This window comes from Erwinia artemisiae (assembly GCF_051400835.1).
Taxonomy (GTDB): domain Bacteria; phylum Pseudomonadota; class Gammaproteobacteria; order Enterobacterales; family Enterobacteriaceae; genus Erwinia; species Erwinia aeris.
The window spans coordinates 65,249-87,725 of sequence record NZ_JBLFFM010000005.1 but is presented as its reverse complement, the minus strand read 5'-3'; the positions used below and the strand labels follow the sequence as shown (position 1 = coordinate 87,725).

At 57.8% G+C, this 22,477-nt stretch carries 18 protein-coding genes; 10 read left to right on the top strand and 8 right to left on the bottom strand.

From position 1 onward, the window contains the following. The first annotated feature begins 125 nt into the window (after positions 1-125). The 3 genes from hmsP to ACMGEE_RS13255 all read left to right on the top strand — a co-directional run bounded on the left by hmsP (position 126) and on the right by ACMGEE_RS13255 (position 2,932). The gene (hmsP, locus tag ACMGEE_RS13265; protein ID WP_436830183.1) at positions 126-2,111 is read left to right on the top strand and encodes a biofilm formation regulator HmsP; all 1,986 of its coding nucleotides are present in this window, start codon (positions 126-128) and stop codon (positions 2,109-2,111) included. A gap of 141 nt (positions 2,112-2,252) precedes the next feature. Next, on the top strand, positions 2,253-2,507 hold the full coding sequence (locus tag ACMGEE_RS13260) for a type II toxin-antitoxin system prevent-host-death family antitoxin (protein ID WP_253456475.1): 255 nt from the start codon (positions 2,253-2,255) through the stop codon (positions 2,505-2,507). Continuing rightward, positions 2,504-2,932: a type II toxin-antitoxin system VapC family toxin gene (locus ACMGEE_RS13255; protein ID WP_301730610.1), complete on the top strand. Its 429-nt coding sequence runs from the start codon at positions 2,504-2,506 to the stop codon at positions 2,930-2,932. Before ACMGEE_RS13260 ends, ACMGEE_RS13255 begins: the two co-directional genes overlap by 4 nt. Before the next feature lie 155 nt (positions 2,933-3,087). Here the strand turns inward: ACMGEE_RS13255 and ACMGEE_RS13250 are convergent, their stop codons facing one another. Further along, positions 3,088-3,402, bottom strand: a complete 315-nt coding sequence (locus ACMGEE_RS13250) for an addiction module antidote protein (protein WP_253461162.1) — start codon at positions 3,400-3,402, stop codon at positions 3,088-3,090. Next, entirely contained in the window at positions 3,395-3,742 is a 348-nt protein-coding gene (locus tag ACMGEE_RS13245; protein WP_253456469.1) for a type II toxin-antitoxin system RelE/ParE family toxin, read from the bottom strand. Before ACMGEE_RS13245 ends, ACMGEE_RS13250 begins: the two co-directional genes overlap by 8 nt. Before the next feature lie 371 nt (positions 3,743-4,113). Here ACMGEE_RS13245 and ACMGEE_RS13240 point away from each other — a divergent pair, with 371 nt between their 5' ends. Next, positions 4,114-5,400, top strand: a complete 1,287-nt coding sequence (locus ACMGEE_RS13240) for a dicarboxylate/amino acid:cation symporter (RefSeq protein ID WP_253456466.1) — start codon at positions 4,114-4,116, stop codon at positions 5,398-5,400. A 227-nt stretch (positions 5,401-5,627) separates the two neighbouring features. Further along, positions 5,628-7,127: a M16 family metallopeptidase gene (locus tag ACMGEE_RS13235; protein ID WP_253456463.1), complete on the top strand. Its 1,500-nt coding sequence runs from the start codon at positions 5,628-5,630 to the stop codon at positions 7,125-7,127. Between the two features lie 243 nt (positions 7,128-7,370). On the opposite strand, the gene ACMGEE_RS13230 is transcribed toward ACMGEE_RS13235, so the two are convergent. The 4 genes from ACMGEE_RS13230 to kdgK all read right to left on the bottom strand — a co-directional run bounded on the left by ACMGEE_RS13230 (position 7,371) and on the right by kdgK (position 10,556). Then, positions 7,371-8,246 carry an alpha/beta hydrolase gene (locus ACMGEE_RS13230; RefSeq protein ID WP_253456460.1) on the bottom strand — a complete coding sequence of 292 codons (876 nt, stop codon included), beginning with the start codon at positions 8,244-8,246 and terminating at the stop codon, positions 7,371-7,373. Positions 8,247-8,878: 632 nt separating this feature from the next. After that, the gene (locus ACMGEE_RS13225) at positions 8,879-9,211 is read right to left on the bottom strand and encodes a hypothetical protein (protein WP_436830182.1); all 333 of its coding nucleotides are present in this window, start codon (positions 9,209-9,211) and stop codon (positions 8,879-8,881) included. A gap of 100 nt (positions 9,212-9,311) precedes the next feature. Continuing rightward, the gene (locus ACMGEE_RS13220) at positions 9,312-9,617 is read right to left on the bottom strand and encodes a tlde1 domain-containing protein (RefSeq protein ID WP_436830232.1); all 306 of its coding nucleotides are present in this window, start codon (positions 9,615-9,617) and stop codon (positions 9,312-9,314) included. Between the two features lie 3 nt (positions 9,618-9,620). Next, positions 9,621-10,556 (bottom strand): 2-dehydro-3-deoxygluconokinase, encoded by a 936-nt coding sequence (gene kdgK, locus ACMGEE_RS13215; protein ID WP_253456455.1) that lies wholly within the window; start codon positions 10,554-10,556, stop codon positions 9,621-9,623. Positions 10,557-10,762: 206 nt separating this feature from the next. On the opposite strand from kdgK, the gene pdeH reads away from it, so the two are divergent. Together pdeH and ACMGEE_RS13205 are read left to right on the top strand one after the other, a co-directional pair. After that, on the top strand, positions 10,763-11,536 hold the full coding sequence (gene pdeH, locus ACMGEE_RS13210) for a cyclic-guanylate-specific phosphodiesterase (protein ID WP_125289307.1): 774 nt from the start codon (positions 10,763-10,765) through the stop codon (positions 11,534-11,536). A 60-nt stretch (positions 11,537-11,596) separates the two neighbouring features. After that, entirely contained in the window at positions 11,597-13,660 is a 2,064-nt protein-coding gene (locus tag ACMGEE_RS13205) for an AsmA family protein (RefSeq protein WP_436830181.1), read from the top strand. A 72-nt stretch (positions 13,661-13,732) separates the two neighbouring features. Here the strand turns inward: ACMGEE_RS13205 and ACMGEE_RS13200 are convergent, their stop codons facing one another. Beyond that, positions 13,733-15,061 (bottom strand): MFS transporter, encoded by a 1,329-nt coding sequence (locus ACMGEE_RS13200; RefSeq protein ID WP_253456447.1) that lies wholly within the window; start codon positions 15,059-15,061, stop codon positions 13,733-13,735. Between the two features lie 443 nt (positions 15,062-15,504). On the opposite strand from ACMGEE_RS13200, the gene ACMGEE_RS13195 reads away from it, so the two are divergent. Genes ACMGEE_RS13195 through ACMGEE_RS13185 form a run of 3 tightly spaced genes read left to right on the top strand, consistent with a single transcriptional unit; the run spans position 15,505 to position 20,770 of the window. Further along, complete coding sequence (locus ACMGEE_RS13195) at positions 15,505-16,605, top strand: efflux RND transporter periplasmic adaptor subunit (RefSeq protein WP_436830180.1); 1,101 nt, start codon at positions 15,505-15,507, stop codon at positions 16,603-16,605. A gap of 8 nt (positions 16,606-16,613) precedes the next feature. Beyond that, positions 16,614-19,721 carry an efflux RND transporter permease subunit gene (locus ACMGEE_RS13190; protein ID WP_436830179.1) on the top strand — a complete coding sequence of 1,036 codons (3,108 nt, stop codon included), beginning with the start codon at positions 16,614-16,616 and terminating at the stop codon, positions 19,719-19,721. Then, positions 19,721-20,770 (top strand): AI-2E family transporter, encoded by a 1,050-nt coding sequence (locus tag ACMGEE_RS13185; RefSeq protein WP_369895398.1) that lies wholly within the window; start codon positions 19,721-19,723, stop codon positions 20,768-20,770. Before ACMGEE_RS13190 ends, ACMGEE_RS13185 begins: the two co-directional genes overlap by 1 nt. On the opposite strand, the gene ACMGEE_RS13180 is transcribed toward ACMGEE_RS13185, so the two are convergent. Next, positions 20,758-22,197, bottom strand: coding sequence for an alpha/beta hydrolase (locus tag ACMGEE_RS13180; RefSeq protein WP_436830178.1), 1,440 nt, complete (start codon positions 22,195-22,197; stop codon positions 20,758-20,760). The two genes, ACMGEE_RS13185 and ACMGEE_RS13180, sit on opposite strands and share 13 nt — an antisense overlap. Between the last annotated feature and the right edge of the window lie 280 nt (positions 22,198-22,477).

Sequence of the window (22,477 nt, the reverse complement as noted above, 5' to 3'; positions counted from 1 at the left end):
CTGTCGGAAAACACCTAATCGACCCCTGGCTGCAAGGGATAACTTAACAAGCGCCTGTCATAGGATATACTCAGGGCTGTTTTTGCCGCCCGCTTTGGCGGCAGTCAGCTTTGCGGAGAACAGGCTTGCGCGTTAGTCGTTCGTTAACGATAAAACAGATGGCGACGGTATCCGGCGTCGCGGTGGTCACCATCCTGATTTTTATCGTCATTCAACTTTTCCATTTTGTGCAGCAGCGCAGGATTGACTATGCCCAGCAGATGGAAAACGTCGCGCATACCGTGCGCCAGCCGCTGTCGCAGTCGGTGCTGAAGGCGGATATCGGCCAGGCTGAACGTATTCTTAATTCCCTTAAGCCCGCCGGTATTCTGGCGCGCGCCGAAGTCGTGTTGCCCAACGGGCTACAGACGCTGCACACCGATTTTGAACCGACGAAGCCGGTGCCGAAGCTTATCGCCACTATTTTTGAACTGCCGGTGCAAATCACGGTGCCGCTCTATTCGGTGGGGCCTTCCAACCCCAAGCCGCTGGCGCTGCTGGTGTTGCAGGCGGACTCCTGGCGCGTTTATCAGTTTATCCTCAGCGCGCTCTCCACCATGGTGACGACCTACCTGCTGCTGGCGCTGATCCTGTCGGTCGCTATCAGCTGGTGCATTAATAAACTGATCGTCAGGCCGCTGCGCAGGATCGCCGCCGAGCTGCACGAGCTACCGCCGCAGGAGGCGATCGGCCATCAGCTGGCGCTGCCCGCCCGCCATCGCGACGACGAGCTGGGCATGCTGATCCGCAGTTATAACCACAATCAGCAAGTTATCGAGACGGTGCACGATGAGATGCGTCGTTTGACTACGCGCGTTGCGCTGACCAATCTGCCCAATCAGACGCTGTTCCTGGCGCTGCTTGAGCAGCACATCAACGCAATAGCGGATAAAGACGGCTTCACGCTGATGGTGCTGCGCATCGAGACGCTACAGGAAGCGAACGGCGTGGTGGCGGACGAGCAGCGCGACGCGCTGACGCTGACGCTGCTGGATAAAATTCGCAACTGCATCGACGGGCAGACGCTGACCGGCCAGCTGTCGGACAGCGATTTTGTGCTGCTGATGAAACGCGCTACGCCTGTCCGCGCCATGCGCATGGCCCGGCTGCTGCTGCTGCGCCTGACCCAGCCTGTTATGCTGCATGAGATGCAGATCCGGCCCAGCCTCAGCATCGGTATGGCGACGCGGGAAGACGCTCATCTGAGCGCGACGGAGCTGCTGAGCCGGGCGGCGTCGGCCATGATGTCGGCGCGCCTTGAAGGGAAAAATCAGATCCTCTTTTTCGATGCCACCATGACCGAACGGGCGCATAAGCGGCTGACGCAGGAGCACGATATTTTGCAGGGGCTGAGCGACGGGCAGTTCGCGCTGTTCCTGCAGCCGCAGATTGATATGCGCAGCGGCCAGCCGGTCGGCGCAGAGGTGTTGCTGCGTATGCGTCAGCCGGACGGCAGCTGGAGCCTGCCGGAAGACCTGATCGTCAGCGCGGAAGAATCCGGCGTGATCCACGCGCTGGGCCGCTGGGTATTTGAAGAGGCTTGTCGCGTGCTGGCTGGCTGGCAAAAACGCGGTATCACGCTGCCGCTCAGCGTGAATATTTCCGCCGTGCAGCTGCGCGAACCGGACAGGGTGGCGCATCTGCAAACGCTGATCCAACAGTATCAGATTGCGCCAGGCAGCCTGATGCTGGAGCTTACCGAAACGGCACAGGTCGGTGAACCAGCGTTGGCGCTGCGGCTGCTGAACGATTTGCAGCAGGCGGGCGTCGCTGTCGCGCTGGACGATTTTGGCATGGGCTACGCCAATTTAAACTGGCTGAGCCAGTTTAAGTCGCTGCCGGTCAGCAAGCTGAAGATGGATCGCAGCTTCGTCAGCCCGCTGCCGGAAGAGAACGCCATGGTGCGTATCGTGGCGGCTATCGCAGAGATCATGCAGCTGGAAGTGATTGCCGAAGGCGTGGAAACCGTTGAGCAGCGCGACTGGCTGCTGGCGCGCGGCATTCATATCGGGCAGGGCTATCTCTACGCTGGCGCGTTACCCATCGCGGAGTTCGAGCGCCTTTATTTTTAAGGGCGGGCTTTTGTGACTGAAAGAAACAACCGGCACGCCTTTGATCCCGGCCTGGCGGAAGCAAAAGTCGATGGTTGAAATATTGCACGCCAGGCGTAAAATGTAGTTACGTTTCTACATCATCCGCCGATGGGAGGCAATATGTCTGTCACCACAATGTCCAGCCGGGCGTTCAATCAGGCCGTTTCGGCCGCCAGACGGGCCGCAGAAGCCGGGCCGGTTTACATTACGGATCGCGGTAAGCCTGCCCACGTACTGCTGACTTTTGAAGACTATAAAAGATTGACCGGCTCAAGCCGTAATATTCAGGATGCGCTTGCCATGCCAGAGGCGGCGGAGATGGACTTCGAGCCAGAACGTGAAAATATCGTATTCAGGGACGTGGATTTCTCATGAGATATTTGCTTGATACCAATGTGGTTTCTGAGCTTCGTAAGGCACGGACGCCAAAAATAGATCCTGCGGTGGCGTGTTGGACTGACACTGTCGATGCAGGAGATATGTTTATCTCGGCTATTACCGTGATGGAAATTGAAAAGGGCATTCTTAATCTTGCCCGTAAAGATCCTCGCCAGGAAAAGATATTGCGCGGCTGGTTTACACGCCTGGTGATGCCGGAATTTAAAGATCGTATTTTGCCTTTTGACACGGCAGCCGCCGTTTATTGCGCGGGGCTACATATACCCGACCGACGTCCTGCCAATGATGCCATGATTGCCGCTATCGCTTACTGCCACAATATGACGCTCGTCACCCGTAACGTTAAAGACTTTGCCGGGCTGGGCGTGATGCTGCTTAACCCCTGGTGCTGGCAAAAATAGTCACTCAGGTTTTAACAAAGCCCTCACGTACTTTTATGCCGGTATTCACTGCTGAATGATCTCGGCATAGGCTGAGTCAGTTTAAATCGTTACCGATCGCGGAGTTCGAGCGCCTCTATTTTTAAGGGCCGCAGGTTGCTCAATCTGTTGCGGGACTAGCTGAGCCTGACGCCCGCAGCGCGGGTGATTGCTGTCAGCGTGGTCAGGGTCGGGTTTCCGGTTGCCGACAGCGTTTTGTAAAGCTGCTGGCGAGAAAGCCCTGATCTTTTCGCGATCTCGCTAATCCCTCCGCGAGCTTCTACCACGCGGCGTAACGCCGTTAAAAAGGCAGCGATACCGCCATCCTCATAAATATTTTCCAGCGCAATTTGTAGGTAGGTTTCGGCGTAAGTCGGATCGGCTTTCAGCTCTGCAATCGTTGCGGCATCATGATCGACCGTAGGCGGAAAGTTTTTAGCTGTTTTATGAATGGTTGTCACAATCTTTCCTCGCATTGTAATCGTGTAAATAAGAAATGGCTTTAGCGATATCAGCAGGTTGGCTGTTTTTATCGCCACCGTAAAAAAGAAGAATGACGGTTTTTCCTTCTATAGCGTAATAAACACGATAACCCGGCCCGTGGTTAATGCGCATTTCCCAAACCCCATCGCGCACGAATTTATGGTCACCAAAATTCCCGGCAGCGGTGCGATCGATCTGATTATCGATCCTGGCGGCCGCTTCCCGCTGTTTTTTACGTAGCGTCGTCATCCATGTTGCAAAAGGAACATTGCCTTTCCTGTCCTGATAACGACTAATCTTATATGCCATCTCCTGGCATCCTCCACGCTTTCCCTTGTGTGTTAATTGTCTTTTATATAAGACAGGTGAGCAAGGTGTTTAATAAAATTTCTTGCCCTGAATGGCGTATCTGCAGGGTTCACTATCTTCGTTGCAGCAGCGTTAAGGAACGACTGAATGGATACATTATTATTTCATGTACAGTGCTTTTTTTGAGAAAACCAGCCTGGCTGAAACCCCATTTCACCGCTGCTGAAGTGATTCAGCTCTTAAAATCACGTCTCCGTTCGCGCAATGTTTATCAGATTATATCAATCCAGTTAACGCAGTGTTATTTTTGGCCTGTTGTCAAAATAACCATAGCCACGTCACCCGCCATCCAGGCCGTTAACGGATATTTTATGAAAACTTCCCTGTTTAAAAGCCTTTATTTTCAAGTGCTAACCGCCATCGCCGTCGGCGTACTGCTGGGGCATTTTTATCCGGAGCTGGGCGCGCAGATGAAGCCGCTGGGCGACGCTTTCGTTAAGCTGATCAAGATGATTATCGCGCCGGTGATTTTCTGTACCGTGGTGACAGGGATCGCCGGGATGGAAAGCATGAAAGCCGTCGGCCGTACGGGTGCGGTCGCGCTGCTTTATTTTGAAGTGGTCAGCACCATCGCGCTGATTATCGGCCTGATCGTGGTGAACGTGCTGCAACCGGGCGCAGGGATGAACGTCGATCCCGCTACGCTGGACGCCAAAGCCGTCGCCGTTTATGCGCAGCAGGCGGAACAGCAGGGCATCGTGGCCTTTTTACTGGATATTATCCCCGGCAGCGTTATCGGCGCTTTCGCCAGCGGCAATATTCTGCAGGTGCTGCTGTTCGCCATTCTGTTTGGTTTTGCGCTGCACCGCATGGGCGACAAAGGCACGCTGGTCTTTAACTTTATCGACAGCTTCTCGAAGGTCATTTTCGGCATTATCAATATGATTATGCGCCTTGCGCCGATCGGTGCCTTCGGGGCAATGGCCTTTACTATCGGTAAATATGGCGTGGGATCGCTGGTGCAGCTCGGCCAGCTGATTATCTGTTTCTATATTACCTGCGTGCTGTTTGTGGTGATCGTGCTGGGCCTGATCGCGCGGGTGACCGGCTTCAACATCTTTAAGTTTATCGCCTATATCAAAGAAGAACTGCTGATCGTGCTGGGCACCTCCTCTTCCGAATCTGCGCTGCCGCGGATGCTGGATAAGATGGAAAAGCTGGGCTGTAAAAAATCGGTGGTGGGCCTGGTGATCCCAACGGGCTACTCCTTTAACCTGGACGGCACCTCAATTTACCTGACGATGGCCGCCGTGTTTATCGCTCAGGCGACCAACGCGCATATGGATATTGTCCACCAAATCACGCTGCTGGTGGTGCTGCTGCTCTCTTCAAAAGGCGCGGCTGGCGTGACGGGCAGCGGCTTTATCGTGCTGGCCGCCACGCTTTCCGCCGTCGGTCATCTGCCGGTCGCGGGCCTGGCGCTGATTCTGGGCATCGACCGCTTTATGTCTGAAGCGCGCGCGCTGACCAACCTTATCGGCAACGGCGTGGCAACGGTGGTGGTCGCGAAGTGGGTTGACCAGCTGGATGAAAAACAGCTGAAAGCGACGCTTAACGCACCGAAAAAGTCGAAAAAACTGTCGGAAACCCGCCTGTAAGCAGTTAATAACATAAATATCCCGCCGAAATGCCCGACGTGACTTGCCCTCACGTCGGGCATTTGCATAATAACCCCCATTGTTTGACTATTTTTCACTTTGCGGTGGGACATCCCCGCCGTCGCGTGGTCTAAGAAGCTATTCGTCGGCTTCCCTGAGTTATCCTTTCCACCGATAGCCGTAGGCCACCAGCGATTTTATTGGTTTGTGATTGAGTAGGGGTTCACATGCAGGGCACCACAATTCGTCTTTTAGTGGGTGGGATAGCGCTGGCCTTCGCCAGCAGTTCGGTGCAGGCTGAAACTCTTCAACCCGATCCCGCCTGGCAGCAGGGAAAACTGGAGAACGGTTTTCGTTGGCAGGTGCTGACCACGCCGCAGCGTCCCAGCGACCGCGTGGAAGTCCGCCTGATGGTTGATGCCGGGTCGCTGGTGGAAAGCACCCAGCAGGCAGGCTACAGCCATCTGCTGCCGCGCCTGGCGCTGGTGCATAACGCCAGGCTGGACACCGCGCAGCAGCGCTCGCTGTGGCAGCAAAGCATGAATCCGGATCGCCCTCAGCCGCCCGCAGTGACCTCGTATGACTTCACGCTTTATTCGCTTAGCCTGCCTAACAACCGCCCTGAAGTGCTGAAAGAAGCGATGAACTGGCTGGCGGCTACGGTCAGCGATATGACGGTCAACGAGCAGACCGTTAATACCGCGCTGAACGCCGACGATCCTATCGCTACCTGGCCTGCCGACCCGCAGGATCCCTGGTGGCGCTACCGGCTGAAAGGCTCCGCGCTGTTAGGCCACGATCCCGCTTCGCCGGTCAGCACGCCGGTGGATATGGCAAAGCTGAACGCTTTCTACAAACAATGGTATACGCCGGACGCCATGACGCTGTTCGTGGTCGGCAACGTGGAAAGCCGTGGCCTGGTGGAACAGATTAACCGCACTTTTGCGCCGCTACAGGGCAAACGTGAGACGCCCGCGCCGGTGCCGACGCTCTCTTCCCTGCCGCAGGAGCCTGTCAATCTGGTCAACGCTAAACTGAACCAGGATCGCCTGTCGCTGGTGTGGGATAACCCGTGGCAGCCGATCCGCGATTCGCAAAATCTACAGCGTTACTGGCAGAGCGATCTGGCGCGCGAGGCGCTTTTCTGGCACGTACAGCGCGTACTGAGCGACAATAAAGCGCAGAAAGTGCAGGTCGGCTTTGACTGTCGGGTACTTTATCAGCGCGCTCAGTGCGGGATTAATCTGGACGCGGACAACAACACGCTGGCCCCTAATCTGAACCTGATCGCGCATGAGATGGCGAATATTCGCGATAACGGTCTGCCGCAGGAAGAGTTCGACGCGCTGATGGCGCAGAAAACCGTCGAGCTGAACAAGCTGTTTGCGACCTACGCGCGCACCAATACGGACGTGCTGATGAGCCAGCGCCTGCGCTCGCAGCAGAATGCGGTGGTGGATATCGCCCCTGAGCAGTACCAGAAGCTGCGGCAGAAGTTCCTGTCAGAGCTGACGCTGCAGATGATGAACCAGGAGCTGCGCCAACAGCTTTCGCAGCCGCTGACCATGCTGCTGATGCAGCCGCAGGGCGAGGCGGAAACCAACGTGCAGGCGCTTTACGACGGCTGGCAGAAAATTATGCAGCCTGCGCCTGCCGCTGAAGCCGCTCCGTCAGCGGTGGACGAGACCCGGCCTGAAGTGTCGGATATCCCCGCCACGCAGAATTAATCGACCCGGGGCGCCGTTCTTTTTTCGTCCTGCGGCTCAGCTCAATCGGCCGCAGGCGATTTCAGTCAGGCTGCGGCCAGATTAGAACTCGTCGCAGGCGCTTTCATCCAGGCTGCGGCCAGATTAGCACTCGTCGCAGGCGCTTTCAGTCAGGCTGCATAAGCCTGATTGGCAATCCCGGCGCAGTCGCTTAATTAAGGCTGCGTAGCGTAGACCAGATTCGCTCTTATCCGCGGTCGCGCGCTACCACTTGCGCGCGCGCAGCCACTCATTCACCAGCATCGGCCAGCTGGCAAGCGGCAGATCCGCCACGTTGCGGATGCCGAAGCCGTGACCGCCTTTCTCATAGAAATGCAGTTCGCTGGGCACGCCGTGCTCACGCAGCGCGCTGAACATCACCATACTGTTATTAATCGGCACCGATTCGTCATTAACGGCATGGATCAGCAGCGTTTGCGGCGTTTGCGCCGTTACGCGGGTTTCCAGAGAGTAGGCTTCGATTTCGCGCTGGGTCGGGCAGTCGCCCAGCAATTGCTGCCGTGAACCGGCGTGCGCCAGTCCTTCACGCATACTGATCACCGGATAGAGCAGCACCAGCGCATCGGGCCTGGCGGCCAGTGAATCGGCGATATCCTGCACAGGATAAAGCTTTTCGTCAAAGCGCGTGCCGACGCTGGCCGCGACATAGCCTCCGGCTGAAAAACCCATCATCACTATCCGTTTGCCGTTCAGGCCGCGCGCTGCGCGATGGCGCAAGACGCGCACGGCGCGCTGGGCGTCTGCTAACGGCGCTTCGGCCGCTTCATGGTGGCCGTCCTGCGGAAAACGGTAGGTCATCACCGCCAGCGTATAGCCCATAGAGGTAAAGAACATCGCCAGCGCGCTGCCCTCTCTGTCGATCATAATGCGCTCGAAACCACCGCCTGGCGCAACCAGCAGCGTTACGCCGTTGGAGGTTTCGGGATACCAGAACGCCAGCTCCGGGCAACGCACGCCCGAAGCAGCACGATCGAAAGGCTCATATTCTTTAGCCATATCCACAATCTGTGGGCTAACGCGTGAATCGCTGGCGCCTGGCGCATCGCCGTGGGGCCAGATAGTGATAATGTCGGCTTTCATAAACGCTCCCGCTCCGCCTTATTGGTCATACAGGCGAAGCTAAAAATTCAAATACCTTATGGTAATAAATTCAGCATCACCGATTTTGGGCTAAGCCGTCCACTATTCAGCGCTTAATTTCATCTATTTCAGAATTTATCCAGGAAGTTTAGCAGGTATTCTGGTCGCGATAAGACAGCAGAAATAAGTAGTATTAAATGCTGGAAGTTTGTTTTTTATTGAGAGGAAATAATTACCGTTAAGTTTTTAAAAGCTACCTGGCATCGCTTTCTGAATAATCCACTTTTTATTTGGCTTAGGTAAGATGGAAAATTTAGGGTAAATATCATTAAATTTGCCCGTTAGGCGCAAACAGCTGCTGTGTAATTTGTTAGTTTGGTGCTTGCTGCCTGTTACCTGTTACCTGTTGCTGTTGCTGTTGCTGTTGCTGTTGCTGTTGCTGTTGCTGTTGCCTGTTACCCGTTTGCTTCTTTGCTGCCTGTTGCCTCAGCGCGTTAAAGGGAGCTACAGCACCCGATTCCCAGAGGTTAATTTCGTTCTTATGCAGGCGTGAATATAACGCTAAAGTTTAGCGAGCGAAATTGAAATAATAGGGTGTAGCTTTTTCCCCGGCGGATGCTGGCTGTGATCGGTTAAAGCTCACGTTTTACTATAATATAGCCGTTAAACTTCACGGAGCATTCGTCGTTATCGATCAGAAGTGACGCTAAAGTGATGTTGTGTTTATTGTTATGATTAATATAATCATACTGGACAATAATATTCTGAGCATTGCTCTGCAGAAAAATTTCCTTGTATTTTTCAATCGGGGTAAAGTGCTCGCTTTCTGAATTATAGCTTTTCCTGGCCAGAAGCTCTGCCAGCTCAGGCGTCACTTTATTCGCACTGACGAGGGTCAGTTTAGTTTGCTGCAAAAGAATATCGCTCTCCTTGATACCTGAATCTTCAATCAGGGCATCGGTCATACTGATCCCATTGCTCCTGTTTATATCAAGGCAGGCTGGCGCCCGCAAACCCATGTGTAAAGATAAATAACGCTGTTAGAGACTATTTCTCATTGTACGATTAGCTCCTGATCCCTGCTGTCCGCAATTTTTTGCCGATTATAAGTGAGACAATACAGCCTGTTGATGCAGTTCCTTTGCCATTATCATCCTGAATAAGAAACCCATCCCTGTTACACATGCTGTTCCCCGGCAAGGGGGGGAGGCGTAAAACATATTTTCCTGCAGAACGATGTACGGCTTCAGGACGTTCAATGTGATATCTGCCGCGTGGCAGCGGCCCTTTATACTTAAGGCATTCAAACGCGATATCGTTCCTGCATCCTGCCTGTTCCCCCGCGCCGCGTTTTGCGGCGCGGGGGAACAGGCGTCAGGCAAGTACATCAGGCATGGCGGAGAGCGGGATAATCGCGCCGCGATGCTGGATCACCGTGCTGGCCGTCAAATGGCCTCTTCTTGCTGCCTCTGCCGCGTCGCCGCCGTTCAGGCGTACCGCCAGATAGCCGGCGCTAAACGAGTCACCGGCTGCGGTGGTGTCCACAATACGGCTGGCGGGAAGCGCCTGCGCAGGCACTTCCACAATCGGTTCGCCGGCTACGGAAACCAGACAGGCTTCTGCCCCGCGCTTGATAACGACCTCTGACACCCCGGCTTCATGCGTTCTGGCAATGACGCCTTCCACGCCGGTTTCGCCCCACAGCAAATGCTCGTCGTCCAGCGTCAGGAAGGCGATGTCGGTCACGGCCAGCATTGACCGGTAAGCGGCCTGCGCCTCTGCAACGGAAGCCCACAGCCGGGGACGATAATTGTTGTCGAAAATAACCTTGCCGCCGTTGCTGCGGCAGCGCGCCAGCAGCGTTATCAGCTTTTCGCGACCCGCTGGCGTCAGGATGGCCAGGCTGATGCCGCTCAGATAGAGATAGTCGAACTGCGCCAGCTGCTGGCAAATTTCCTCGGCGCGCGGGCCTTCCAGCCAGAAGCGCGCGGCCGCATCATTGCGCCAGTAATAGAAAGTCCGCTCGCCGTGGGCGTCGGTTTCTATCACGTAAAGGCCGGGCAGTTTGTTCTCCATGCGCTGGACAAGCCCGGTCTGCACTTTTTCCTGTTGCCAGGCCGCCAGCATATCGCTACTGAACGTATCCGTGCCCAGCGCGGTGACGTAATGGACGGCCAGCTGGCTGGTCTGGCGGGCAAGATAGACCGCCGTATTCAGCGTATCGCCGCCAAAACCGCGGCTCAGGCCCTGTTCTTTTTGGGACAGCTCAATCATACATTCGCCGATAACGGCGATATTTTTCCTGGTCATGATATTCCGCTCGCTACGTTTTTTTGCCCCAGTTTCGCCGTGCTGACCGCCGCAGTCAATATTTTAAAACGCTGTTTTATTTTTTTAGCGCAGGCCTCACGAGCCGCTTTAGCCGCAAAGAACGCGATAAAGTTATCCAGGCGAATGCCGATACTGATTGCAGAAGCCCCACCCATTACGGCCTCAAAAATAACAAGGATCTTAATATGGTGCTGAAGAACATCAGACACCGGCTTCCTCCCTCAACTGTCGTGAAACAGCAGCAGCAGGAGCGTCTTTACTGGCGAGAATGCCAGCGCACCTACACGTTTCAGCCGATCTACCGGGTAACCGGCAGCCTGATGGCAATTGAGCTGCTCACTGCGGTGTTTCATCCTTCCGCGCCGGGCCAGAGAGTATCGCCGGAGTCCTATTTTGCCGCGCTTGACGCTACGGAGCGGATGCTGATTGTTCGCGAGCAGCTGGAACTGCTGGAGAAGTGGAAAACAAAATTTATCGAAGGCGGCATGGTGGCCTCGGTCAATATTGATGGCCCGACGCTACAGGCCGTCCAGCACAATCCGCTGGTTCGCCAGCTTATCGCGCGCTGTCCGTGGGTGCGTTTTGAACTGGTGGAACATCAGGTGCTGCCGCAGGAAGCGCTGGTCGCGCAGATCCCGGAGCTGGGGCCGCTGTGGCTGGACGATTTCGGTTCGGGCATGGCGAATTTTTCTGCGCTATCGGAGCTGAAATATGACTATATCAAGCTGGCACGTGAGCTGTTTATCCTGCTGAGAAAATCGGAAGAGGGCCGCAGCCTGTTCAATATGCTGCTGGCGCTGATCAACCGCTACTGCAAAGGCGTGATTGTAGAAGGCGTCGAGACGCTGGAGGAGTGGCATCAGGTAAAGAACTCGTTCGCCTGCGCGGCGCAGGGCTATTATTTCGCGCATCCTATGCCGTTTGATCGGCTGGAAACGCTGCCGCTAAAGCTGGCGTAATGCCGTTTTCTCCCTGCTCGTCTATCTTTACAGGAGACGAAGCGAACAAGGAGATAAACAGTGTCGCGCACAGGAAAAGTAATTAGCTGGATTGTCGGGATTTTTTTGTTGCTGGTTGTGGTGGTAGTGGTAGTTATCGCGACATTTAACTGGAACCGCCTGAAGCCAACTATCAACCAGAAAGTCTCCACAGAGCTGAATCGTCCTTTCGCCATCCGCGGCGATCTGGGCGTCGCCTGGGAGCGTAATCGCGACGAGCCGGGCTGGCGCAGCTGGGTGCCGTGGCCGCACGTGCACGCGCAGGATATCCTGCTGGGCAACCCGCCTGCTATTGACGATATTACGATGGTGCATTTGCAGCGCGTGGACGCAACGCTCTCTCCGCTGGCGCTGCTGCATAAAGAAATCTTTATCCCGTGGATCAAGCTGGAGCAGCCCGATACGCGTCTGATCCAGACGGCGAAGGGCAAAAATAACTGGACGTTTGACCTGGCCGCCAGCGACAGCGCCTCGTCCGATGCGCAGCCTTCCGCGTGGACTTTCCGCATGGACAACATCCTGTTCGATCAGGCAAAAATCGCTTACCGTGACGCCATCAACAAGGCGGACGTGCAGGTGACGGTCAATCCGTTGGGCAAGCCCGTTCCCTACGCGCAGATTGCAGGCGGCAAGGATGAAGCGGGTCAGAAGGGCGCATCAGACTTTGTTTTCGGCTGGAAAGCGGCCGGGACCTATAACGATGAGAAGCTGACCGGCGATGGTAAACTCGGCGGCATGCTCTCGCTGCGCAGCAAAACCAATCCGTTCCCCATTCAGGCCGATGTGCGTAACGGCACCACGCGCGTGCAGGTGGCGGGCAGCCTGCAGGATCCAATGAACCTGGGCGGGCTGAATATCCGCCTGCGCTTCTCCGGCGATACGCTGGCGAACCTGTATGGCCTGACCGGCGTGCTGCTGCCGGATACGCCTCCTTATGAAACCGACGGCCATCTGATTGCCCGTTTTCAACAGAAAGGCGGCCCGGTCTTTCATTACAACGATTTTAACGGCCATATCGGCGACAGCGATATTCACGGCTCGCTGACCTACAGCCAGGTGAAGCCGCGCCCTAAACTGGAAGGCTCGCTGGAATCACGCCAGCTGCGCATGGCCGATCTGGGGCCGCTGATCGGCGTTAAATCCGGTAAGGGCAGTGATAAAACCGAGCAGGCGAAGGCGAAAAGAGGCGAGGCACCTAATCAGCCTGCGGATCGGGTGCTGCCGCACGACAGATTCGATACCAAAAACTGGGACGTAATGGACGCCGACGTGAAGTTTAGCGGCACGCGTATCGAACACAGCGATTCCCTGCCCATCAGCGATCTCTATACGCATCTGGTGCTGAAAAACGGCAATCTGCTGCTGGATCCGCTGCGTTTCGGCGTGGCGGGCGGCAGCCTTAATTCAACCATCCGCATGGAAGGCGACCGTTCGCCGATGCGGGCGCGCGCCGATCTTCACGCGCGTAATCTGAAGCTGAAGCAGCTGTTTTCCAGCGTAGAGTCGATGCAAAGCAGCATGGGACAGATCAACGGTGACGCCACGCTGAGCGGTACGGGCAACTCCGTTGCCGATATTCTGGCGACCAGCGACGGCAGCGTAAAACTGTTGATGAATGACGGCGTGATCAGCCGTGGCCTGATGGAAATCGTCGGTCTTAACGTAGGTAACTATGTGGTTGGCAAGCTGTTCGGCGATGACGAAGTGCGTATCAATTGCGCGGCGGCCGATCTGAACGTGGCGAACGGGGTGGCCTCGACCAAACTCTTTGTCTTCGATACGGAGAACGCGGTGATCAACATCACCGGCACCACGAACTTTGCTAACGAACGGCTGGATCTCTCGATTAATCCAGAGAGTAAAGGAATGCGTATCGTCACGCTGCGTTCGCCGCTTTACGTCAAGGGCACCTTTAAAAATCCCGACGCGGGCGTAAAAGCCGGGCCGCTGATTGCCCGTGGCGCTGCGGCCGTAGCTTTGGGGGCGGTAGTAGCGCCTGCCGCCGCGCTGCTGGCGCTGATTTCGCCCAGCGATAACGAGCAGAACCAGTGCGTTAACGTCCTGCAGCAGATGAAAAAGAAATAAAAAAAGCCCGGCGATTGTGCCGGGCTTTTTTTTGCCAAACTGCCGAGGGCCGGTTCAGCATCACGAGCCGGATTAGTCGAACAGCGACTCGTGGCGGGTTTCCCGGCTGGCGAGCAGCGCGAACAGCGTCAGACAGGCCATCGCCGCCAGATAGAGCCCCACGTAGAACAGGCCATAGTTGTGTGCCAGCCAGGTCGCGATATAAGGCGCGACCGAAGCGCCCAGAATCGACGACAGGTTATAAGAGAACGACGCGCCCGTGTAACGCACCTCGGTCGGAAACAGCTCCGGCAGCAGCGCGCCCATCGGGCCGAAGGTCAGCCCCATCACGCTTAAGCCGCACAGCAGAAAAGCCATCACCATCCACTGGCTGCCGGAACCCAGCATCGAAGGGAAAATCAGCGCAAAGGCGATAATCATCAGCGTAATCACAATCATCGTCTTGCGGCGACCAAAACGGTCGGCCAGCAGGCCCGCAATCGGCACCATTACGCCAAAGCCGATCACCGCCAGCATCAGCATCCACAGCATGGTATTACGCGGGAAGCCTAAGCCGTTTGGCGCAGGCGTGGTGCCATAGGTCATGGAATAGACGGTCATGATATAGAACAGCGTATAGGTCGCCAGCATGATAAAGGTGCCCAGAATGGTCGCCTTCATATGCTTCGACAGCAGCGTGCCGATAGGGATTTTGACCTGCTTTTTCTCTTTTTTAACTTTAGCGAAAACCGGCGACTCATTGAGCGAAACGCGCACGTACAGCCCGATCAGCACCAGCACCGCAGAGAGAATAAAAGGCACGCGCCAGCCCCACTGCATAAACTGCTCATCGGTTAACAGCCACGAGAGCAGCAGGAAAGTGCCGTTAGCGAAAAAGAAACCGATGGGCGCGCCAAGCTGCGGAAAGGAGCCGTACAGCGCGCGTTTTTTCGCCGGGGCGTTTTCGGTCGCCAGCAGCGCCGCGCCGCCCCATTCGCCGCCCAGCCCCAGGCCCTGTCCAAAACGCGCCAGCGCCAGCAGCAGCGGCGCAAAGACGCCGATAGTTTCGTAGCCCGGCAGCAGGCCGATAACTACGGTGGAAATGCCCATCGTCAGCAGCGACGCGACCAGCGTGACTTTACGGCCCGCGCGGTCGCCGAAGTGACCAAAAAGCGCGGAGCCGATGGGGCGCGCAATAAAGGCGATGGCGAACGTTGCCAGCGACTGTAGCGTTGCGACGGTGGCATCGCCCTGCGGGAAGAAAATATGCGGGAAAACGATTACCGCCGCAGTGGCGTAAATATAGAAATCGAAAAATTCGATAGCGGTGCCGACCAGCGAAGCGATCACCACTTTGCCGCGTGAATTGACGGGCTGGGTGTCCTGTTCGGCGTCGAGCGATGGTGCGATGGAGGCTTGCATAATTGTTTCTTATTTTTAATACGTGAAAAGGAATCTTACGCACTGGATCCCGTTCGTTCAATGGTGGCCAGCCGGGGTGCAGGTGCGGAAAAGAGGATCGTGCGTAAGATAGCGCCGGCGCTGGCTGATAGCCGGGCGAAACGCCCTTTTCATGGCAAGATCCACCAGCAAAGATGCGATAAAAAGTATCTCTTCAGGTAAAAATGCCTGCGCCAGCCTGCTTTTTGCGCACCCGGCGGCATTTTCGGCTGAGGGCGGCATTCAGGGTACGCGCCGTCGGGCGGTTACAAAGCATGTCGGCGCCGGTTAAATCAACCTTAAATCAACCCCGCTTTTCTGCCGTCATTCGGCTTTTTCCTGATCGAAAACAGCTCGTCAGTTTGCCTGGTTAATAAACTCCCCTGACACTTTTTTCCTCTGAATTTCTGGAAGGTTCTGCCCGGATGCGACTGACTCCCACCCGCGCGCTGACGCGCCTTTTACCGCTGCTGCTGTTTACCTTTACGGTTACCGCTGCGCCGCCGCCTGCCGTGACTGTGACCACGCTTACCCGCGAAAAAATTGCCCATCCTCGCCGCTACCTGGGGCGCGTTGAGGCGCTCCGGCAGGTTGACGTGATGGCGAGAACCGAAGGCGTTATCGTCAAACGCTATTTCAAAAACGGTGAAAATATCCGCGAAGGGCAGCCGCTGTTTGATCTCGATCCGGCAGAGCATCACGCCGCGCTGGCGCGCAGCCAGGCACAGGTCAATCAGGCGGCGGCGCAGGCCCGGCAAGCACAGCTGCACCTTGCGCGTCTGCAGCGGCTGGGCGTGGGGACGGCGGTCAGCCAGTCCGAGCTGGATAATGCCCTGGCCGAGCGCGATATGGCGCGCGCCGCGCTGAAAGAGGCCGAAGCGCTCTTACAGACCCAGCGGCTGAACGTGGCTTTCACCCGCATCGCCGCGCCGATTAGCGGACGCGCAGGCCACAGCGCTATTCACGAAGGCGCATTGGTTAATCCTGCCCGCGGCGCGCTGGTCAGGCTGAAGCAGCTCGATCCCGTGCACGTGGTGATAGCCATCAACGAGCGCGACTATCTGGCCGACTGGCAGAAAACGCTGAAGGGCGATATGCAGCAGGCGAACGAGGCGATAACGGCCCGCATTCAGCTGGCCAATGGCGCTGCTTACCCTTACAGCGGCCGTTTCTTTGCGCTGGATAATCATATTGATAACCAAACCGGCACCGTGGCCGTAAGCCTGGCCTTCGCCAATCCGCAGCACCTGCTGCTGCCGGGCGGCATGGTGGAGGTGCAGCTTCAGCCGCCGGCGCAGGAACGGCTGTTGCTGCCCGCGCCGGCGCTACAGCAGGACAGCGGCGGCTACTTCGTGTTTCGGGTGGATCGGCAGCAGCACGTAGAGCAAGTCCCTGTTGAAGTCGGCGCGCAGATTGGACAGCGCTATATCATCACCGCCGGCCTTGCCGCAGGCGATCGGGTTATCGTTGCGGGCACGCAGCGCGTCAGGCCGGGTATGCAGGTCGCCGCCAGCGAAGCGTTATAAGGAAGCCTATGCTGAACTTTTTTATCAGGCGGCCTAAATTCGCCATGGTGATTGCGCTGATTATCACGCTGACCGGCGCGATGGCATTGCAAGCGATCCCGGTTGAACAGTTTCCGCAGATCACGCCGCCTGTGATTAGCGTGTCGGCGATCTATCCCGGCGCCAGCGCCCGCGACGTGGCCGAAGCGGTGGGCGGGCCGGTCGAGGCGCAGCTCAACGGCGTCAGCAATATGCTTTACATGGAGTCCACCAGCAGCAATAACGGCAGCTATCAGCTGAGCATTACCTTCGCCAGCGGCACCGACCCCGATATGGCGGCGGTGGAAGTGCAGAATCGGCTGTCGCAAATCAGCGCCCGCCTGCCTGCTGAGGTCAATCAAAACGGCATCGCCGTGCGGAAACGGGCCAGCAATATTCTGATGAGCATCAGCGTGCTGTCGCCGGGCAACAGGCTTGATGCGCTCTCTCTCAGCAACTACGCCTCGGTGCGTCTGCGCGACGCGCTGGCGCGTATCCATGGCGTAGGCGACGTGCAGGTCTTTGGCGCGCGCGATTACAGTATGCGTATCTGGCTCGATCCGCACCGCATGGAGGCGCTAAACATCACGACCGATGACGTGATGCAGGCACTAAGGCAGCAAAACGTGCAGGCCGCCGCCGGGCAAATTGGCGCCGCGCCAACGCCTGCGACCCAGCAAACCGTACTGACCGTCAGCGGCCAGGGCAGGCTGCTGACGCCGGAAGCCTTTGCGCAGATTGTGCTGCGCAGCAACGCACGCGGCGGCATGGTGCGTATTGGCGATATCGCCAGCACCGAGCTGGGCGCGCAGAATTATCAGATTAACGCCGCGCTGAACAATACGCCGGGCGTTTTTCTGATGGTCTATCCCGCTCCGGCCGCCAATGCGCTTAGCGTGGCGAAAGCGGTGCGGGCCGAAATGGCGGAGCAGGCGCGGGTTTTCCCACAGGATATGGCGTATCAGATCAAGTTTGACGCCACTACGCCCGTGACCGCCACGCTGCATGAGATCGCGCTTTCGCTGCTTGTCACGCTGGTGGTGGTGCTGGTGGTGGTCTGGCTGTTTTTACAAAGCCTGCGCGCGACATTTATCGTGGCGTTGACCATTCCCGTTTCGCTGCTGGGCACCTTTGCCGTGCTGCTGGCGGCAGGCTACTCGGCCAACACGCTGAGCCTGTTCGCCATTATCCTGGCGCTGACCATCGTGGTGGACGACGCCATCGTCGTGGTGGAAAACGTCGAGCGCCTGATGGAGGAGGAGCCGCTGCTGTCGCCAGCCGAGGCGACGCGCAAGGCGCTTGCGCAGATTGCCGGGCCGGTTATCGCCACCACGCTGGTGTTGCTGGCGGTGTTTGTGCCGACTGCCGTGCTGCCCGGCATCGTGGGCGAACTTTATCGGCAGTTCGCCGTCACGCTGTCAGCGTCGATGGTGCTGTCCAGCGTTTGCGCGCTGACGCTGACGCCCGCGCTTTGCGCCTGTCTGCTGCGGCGGCGCGTCGTGCCGACGACAGGGCCGCTGGCGAGCTTCAACCGTTTTATCAACCGGACGCGTGACGGCTATGTCGCGCTGACGCAAAAAATTAATCGCTACGCCATCACCACGGCTGCGGTGATCCTGGCGGCAGGCGTCGTGACCTGGATGAGCTATCAGCAGCTGCCCGATGGCTTTCTGCCGCAGGAAGATGAAGGCTACCTGTTTATCAACGTTCAGCTGCCGGAAGGCGCGGCGCTGCCCAGAACGCAGCAGGTGATGGAGCAGATGTACCAGGTCGTGAAAAAAAATCCGGCGGTGGCGGACGTAATCAAAATCACCGGTTTCAGCCTGCTGGGCGGCGGTAATTCGCCCGACAGCGGCTTCGGCATCGTGCTGCTGAAAGCGTGGCACGAGCGTCCACCCATCGCGCAGCTTTTGCCGCCGCTTCAGCAGCAGCTGGCCGCCATTCCTGCCGCCACCATTATGGCTTTCGTGCCGCCGCCGGTCAGCGGTCTGGGCAACGCTGCCGGTTTCGATCTGCGTATTCAGGCGCTGGAAGGACAGTCGCCGCAGGCGCTGGCGCAGGCTGCCCACGCCGTGATTACGGCGGCGAACCAGCATCCTCAGCTTAGCCGGGTATTTACCACGTTCAGCGCGACGGTGCCGGAAATGAGCCTGACCATTGACCGCGAGCGGGCCGCGCTGATGCAGGTGCCGGTCAGTCGAATTGTTGCCGTATTGCAAACCGCGTTCGGCGGCAGCGAGGCAGGCGACTTTACCCGGAACGGCCGCCAGTTTCGGGTACAGGTGCAAAATGAGATGCGCTTTCGTCAGCACAGCGAGCAGCTGCTGGCGCTGACCGTGCGTAGCGACACGGGCGCGCAGGTCAGGCTGAATCAGCTGGTTACGCTGAAGCCGTCGCTCGGCGCACCTTACATTATGCAGTACAACCAGTTTCCGGCGCTGGCGATCGGCGGCGGCGGCGCGCAGGGCGTCAGCTCAGGGCAGGCGATGCAGGCGATGACCGAGGTGCTGGCGCAGCATCTGCCGGAAGGCTACGACTACAGCTGGAGCGGCATGTCGTATCAGGAGCAGCAAACCGGCAATCAGGCCGTGCTGATCTATCTGGCGGCGGTGCTGTTCGCCTGGCTGTTTATGGTGGCGCAGTATGAAAGCTGGAGCGTGCCGCTGGCGGTAATGCTGTCGGTGGTTTTCGCCGCCGCAGGCGCCGTAGCCGGCCTGCATCTGATGGGCTTTACCAACGATGTCTATGCGCAGATTGGGCTGGTGTTGCTGATGGGCCTGGCCGCCAAAAACGCCATTCTACTGGTCGAGTTTGCCCGCGATCGCCGCGCCAGCGGCGTGCCGATCGGCCAGGCCGCGAAGCAGGCCGCCAGCCAGCGTTTTCGTGCGGTAATGATGACCGCCATTTCCTTTATCGTCGGCGTGCTGCCGCTGGTGATGGCCAGCGGCGCCGGCGCGGCCAGCCGCCGGATTATCGGCATCACGGTCTTTAGCGGCATGCTGGCGGCCACGCTGTTTGGCATTTTATTTATTCCCGCGCTCTGGCTGCATATTCAGCGCCTGCGGGAGTGGCGCAAACGGCCCCGGGGAACGCGTTAATGGCCCACCATGACAGGGCATTGAAAGCCGTTGTGATGCTGGGCATGTTGGTCATTATTTTTGCGGGCATCCGGGCGGGGGCCGATATCGTGGTGCCCTTTATTCTGGCGCTGTTCGTGGCGGTCATCCTCAATCCGCTGGTGATGTTGTTGCAGCGGATTGGCCTGCCGAGGCTGCTGGCCGTTGCGCTGATTATCGGCATTATCGTGCTGGCAAGCGTTCTGCTGCTGACCACGCTGGCGGCAATGCTCAACGACTTTGCCCGCACGCTGCCGCAATACCGGCTGGTGATGCTTGCCTGGCTGGAAGAGACGCGGCAGCTGATGGCGCGTTTTGGCGTGCCGTTCTCTTTTGGCGAAGCGATGGCGCTGGCCGATCCTAACGCGGCCATCAACCTGGTCAGTCGCCTGGTATCGCAGCTTTCCGGCGCCATCAGCGGCATCTTTCTGCTGCTGATGACGGTGGTGTTTATGCTGTTCGAAGCGCCGCTGCTGCCGGGAAAGCTACGGCGGATCCTCAGCCGACCCGGCGATGGCATGGCGGCTATCCAGCAGGCGCTCGACAGCGTAAGCCGCTACCTGATCCTGAAAACCGCTATCAGCCTGCTGACCGGCGTGGTGGTCTGGCTGCTGCTGTGGCTGATGGGCGTGCGCTTTGCGCTGCTGTGGAGCGTGCTGGCATTTGCGCTGAACTACATCCCCAATATCGGCTCGGTTATCGCCGCCGTTCCACCCGTGATCCAGGCCTTAATCTTTAACGGTAGTTGGGAAAGTGTGGTGGTGGCCGTCGGCTATCTGCTGATTAATCTGGTGATTGGCAATATGCTGGAGCCGCGCTGGATGGGGCGCGGGCTGGGCCTGTCCACGCTGGTGGTTTTTCTGTCGCTGATTTTTTGGGGCTGGCTGCTGGGGCTGGTCGGGATGCTGCTCTCCGTGCCGCTGACCATCGTGGTGAAGATAGCGCTGGAGCAGACGCCGGGCGGCGAACGGCTGGCGCTGCTGCTCAGCGACGGCAGACCTCCTGGCGACGGCAGGCCTCACAGCGTCTGATTAACGCGCTGCTGCATCCAGAACCAGAACGGATTGGAGGCCTGGCGCATCAGCATATCCAGGCTGACCATCAGCACGCTGCGCTCGCCGCGCGGCGTCAGGACGCCAAAGCTGACGCCAAACTCGTTCGGCCGGTCGGGCTGACGGCCATACAGCGAATCGCTGAACGGAAAGGGCAGCGCCACGTGCGAGAGGGAATAGACGTCCGCCGGATAGCGGACGCCCAGCGGCACGCTGGTGGTCACCTTGCTGCCCGCGGGCGTGGTGCGGGCAACGGCATCGTTGCTGGTCGGCGCCGCGTTGGTCACCAGCGTAACGGCGTAATTGCGCGGCGTCGCCGGCAGCAGATTATCCGCCGCGTGCAGCGCCGTGGGACGCATCAGCGGAGAAAGCGCCACCGAACGATTAACGTCGAAAAGCACCAGCTCGCTGCCGTTAGCGGGCAACAGATTATAGAGGCCGCGCACCACGGCGGGCGTGCTGACCGTCGCATCGGCCACCGACTGGAAGGTCAGCACCGGCGGCAGCTTGTCCAGCAAACGGCTGGCGCGATCGCGGTGCAGCTGACTTTGCAGCGCGCTGGTCAGCAGCCACGACTGCCGCGCCGCTTTCACCGGAAAGGAGTTGTATTTAAAGGGATTGAACTCCGGCAGGATGCTCAGCCAGGCCGAACGGGCAAACGCGGGCAGCAGAGAAGGCAATCCGGCCAGGCCCGCGTAGCGCGCATAGCTGCTGACGCCAATCATCGGCGAAATCAAAATTAGCCGGTTCGGCACGGGCAGCGAGGGATCCTCCAGCGCGTCCAGCGTATATTTCATCGCCAGCGCGCCGCCGTTGGAAAAGCCCATTATTTGCAGCGGCGTGCCCGCCGGAATGCGCCGATGGGCTTCCCGCACCGCCAGCCTGGTCGCCGCCAGCCAGTCTTCCCATTCGGTTTGGGTCAGCGCCGCCGGGACGGTGCCGTGACCCGGCAGCCGGATGGCGACCACCACATAACCATGCTGCTGATAATCTGCGGCGAAATGTCGCAGGCTATAGGGCGAATCCGTCAGCCCGTGCAAAAGCACCACCGCACCGCGAGGCTTTCCCTGCGGCAATAACTGATAAGAACGGTTCCAGTCCGTGGCGAAACGCGCCGGATAAACCGGGCTTTTCTCCGCATAACGGTTATAGCTATCCGCGCTGTCTTCCGACGGTCTGACGTCGATTTTCATCCGGGCAAAGATCTGCTGCTCATTGCGCAAATAGGCGGACCAGTCGCTGCGGTCCATCTGACGGTCGCTCATTTCGGCAGGCAGCCAGGTATGCCACGGCTCCAGGGCTGGCCCGCGCTCGGTAACGACAACACGCAGCGCCAGCAGCAGGAAGGCCAGCAGGACAACCAGTAACACCAGGCGTCTTATCCAGAATCGTGTGCGTTGTAGCATGGCTGTTCCCGTTGGCAAATTTGCGCAGGAAGTATAGAGGAAATCAGGACGATAGCGTTGATCGTCATCATTCGCGCTGGTGTGCCGTACCTACCAAGTGACCCATTAAATCGCACTCGTTGAGTCAGGGTTTAGATTAACTCAGCGGTTAGTTACGGTTATAAATTAGTTTAATCTATTGATTATAAATGAAAAATAATTGTTTACGCTGAAAAATTCGCTCGCCGCCGTCTGGGTTTACTTCCCCGGTAAGCGGGATTATAGTGGCGGCGATTTCCTT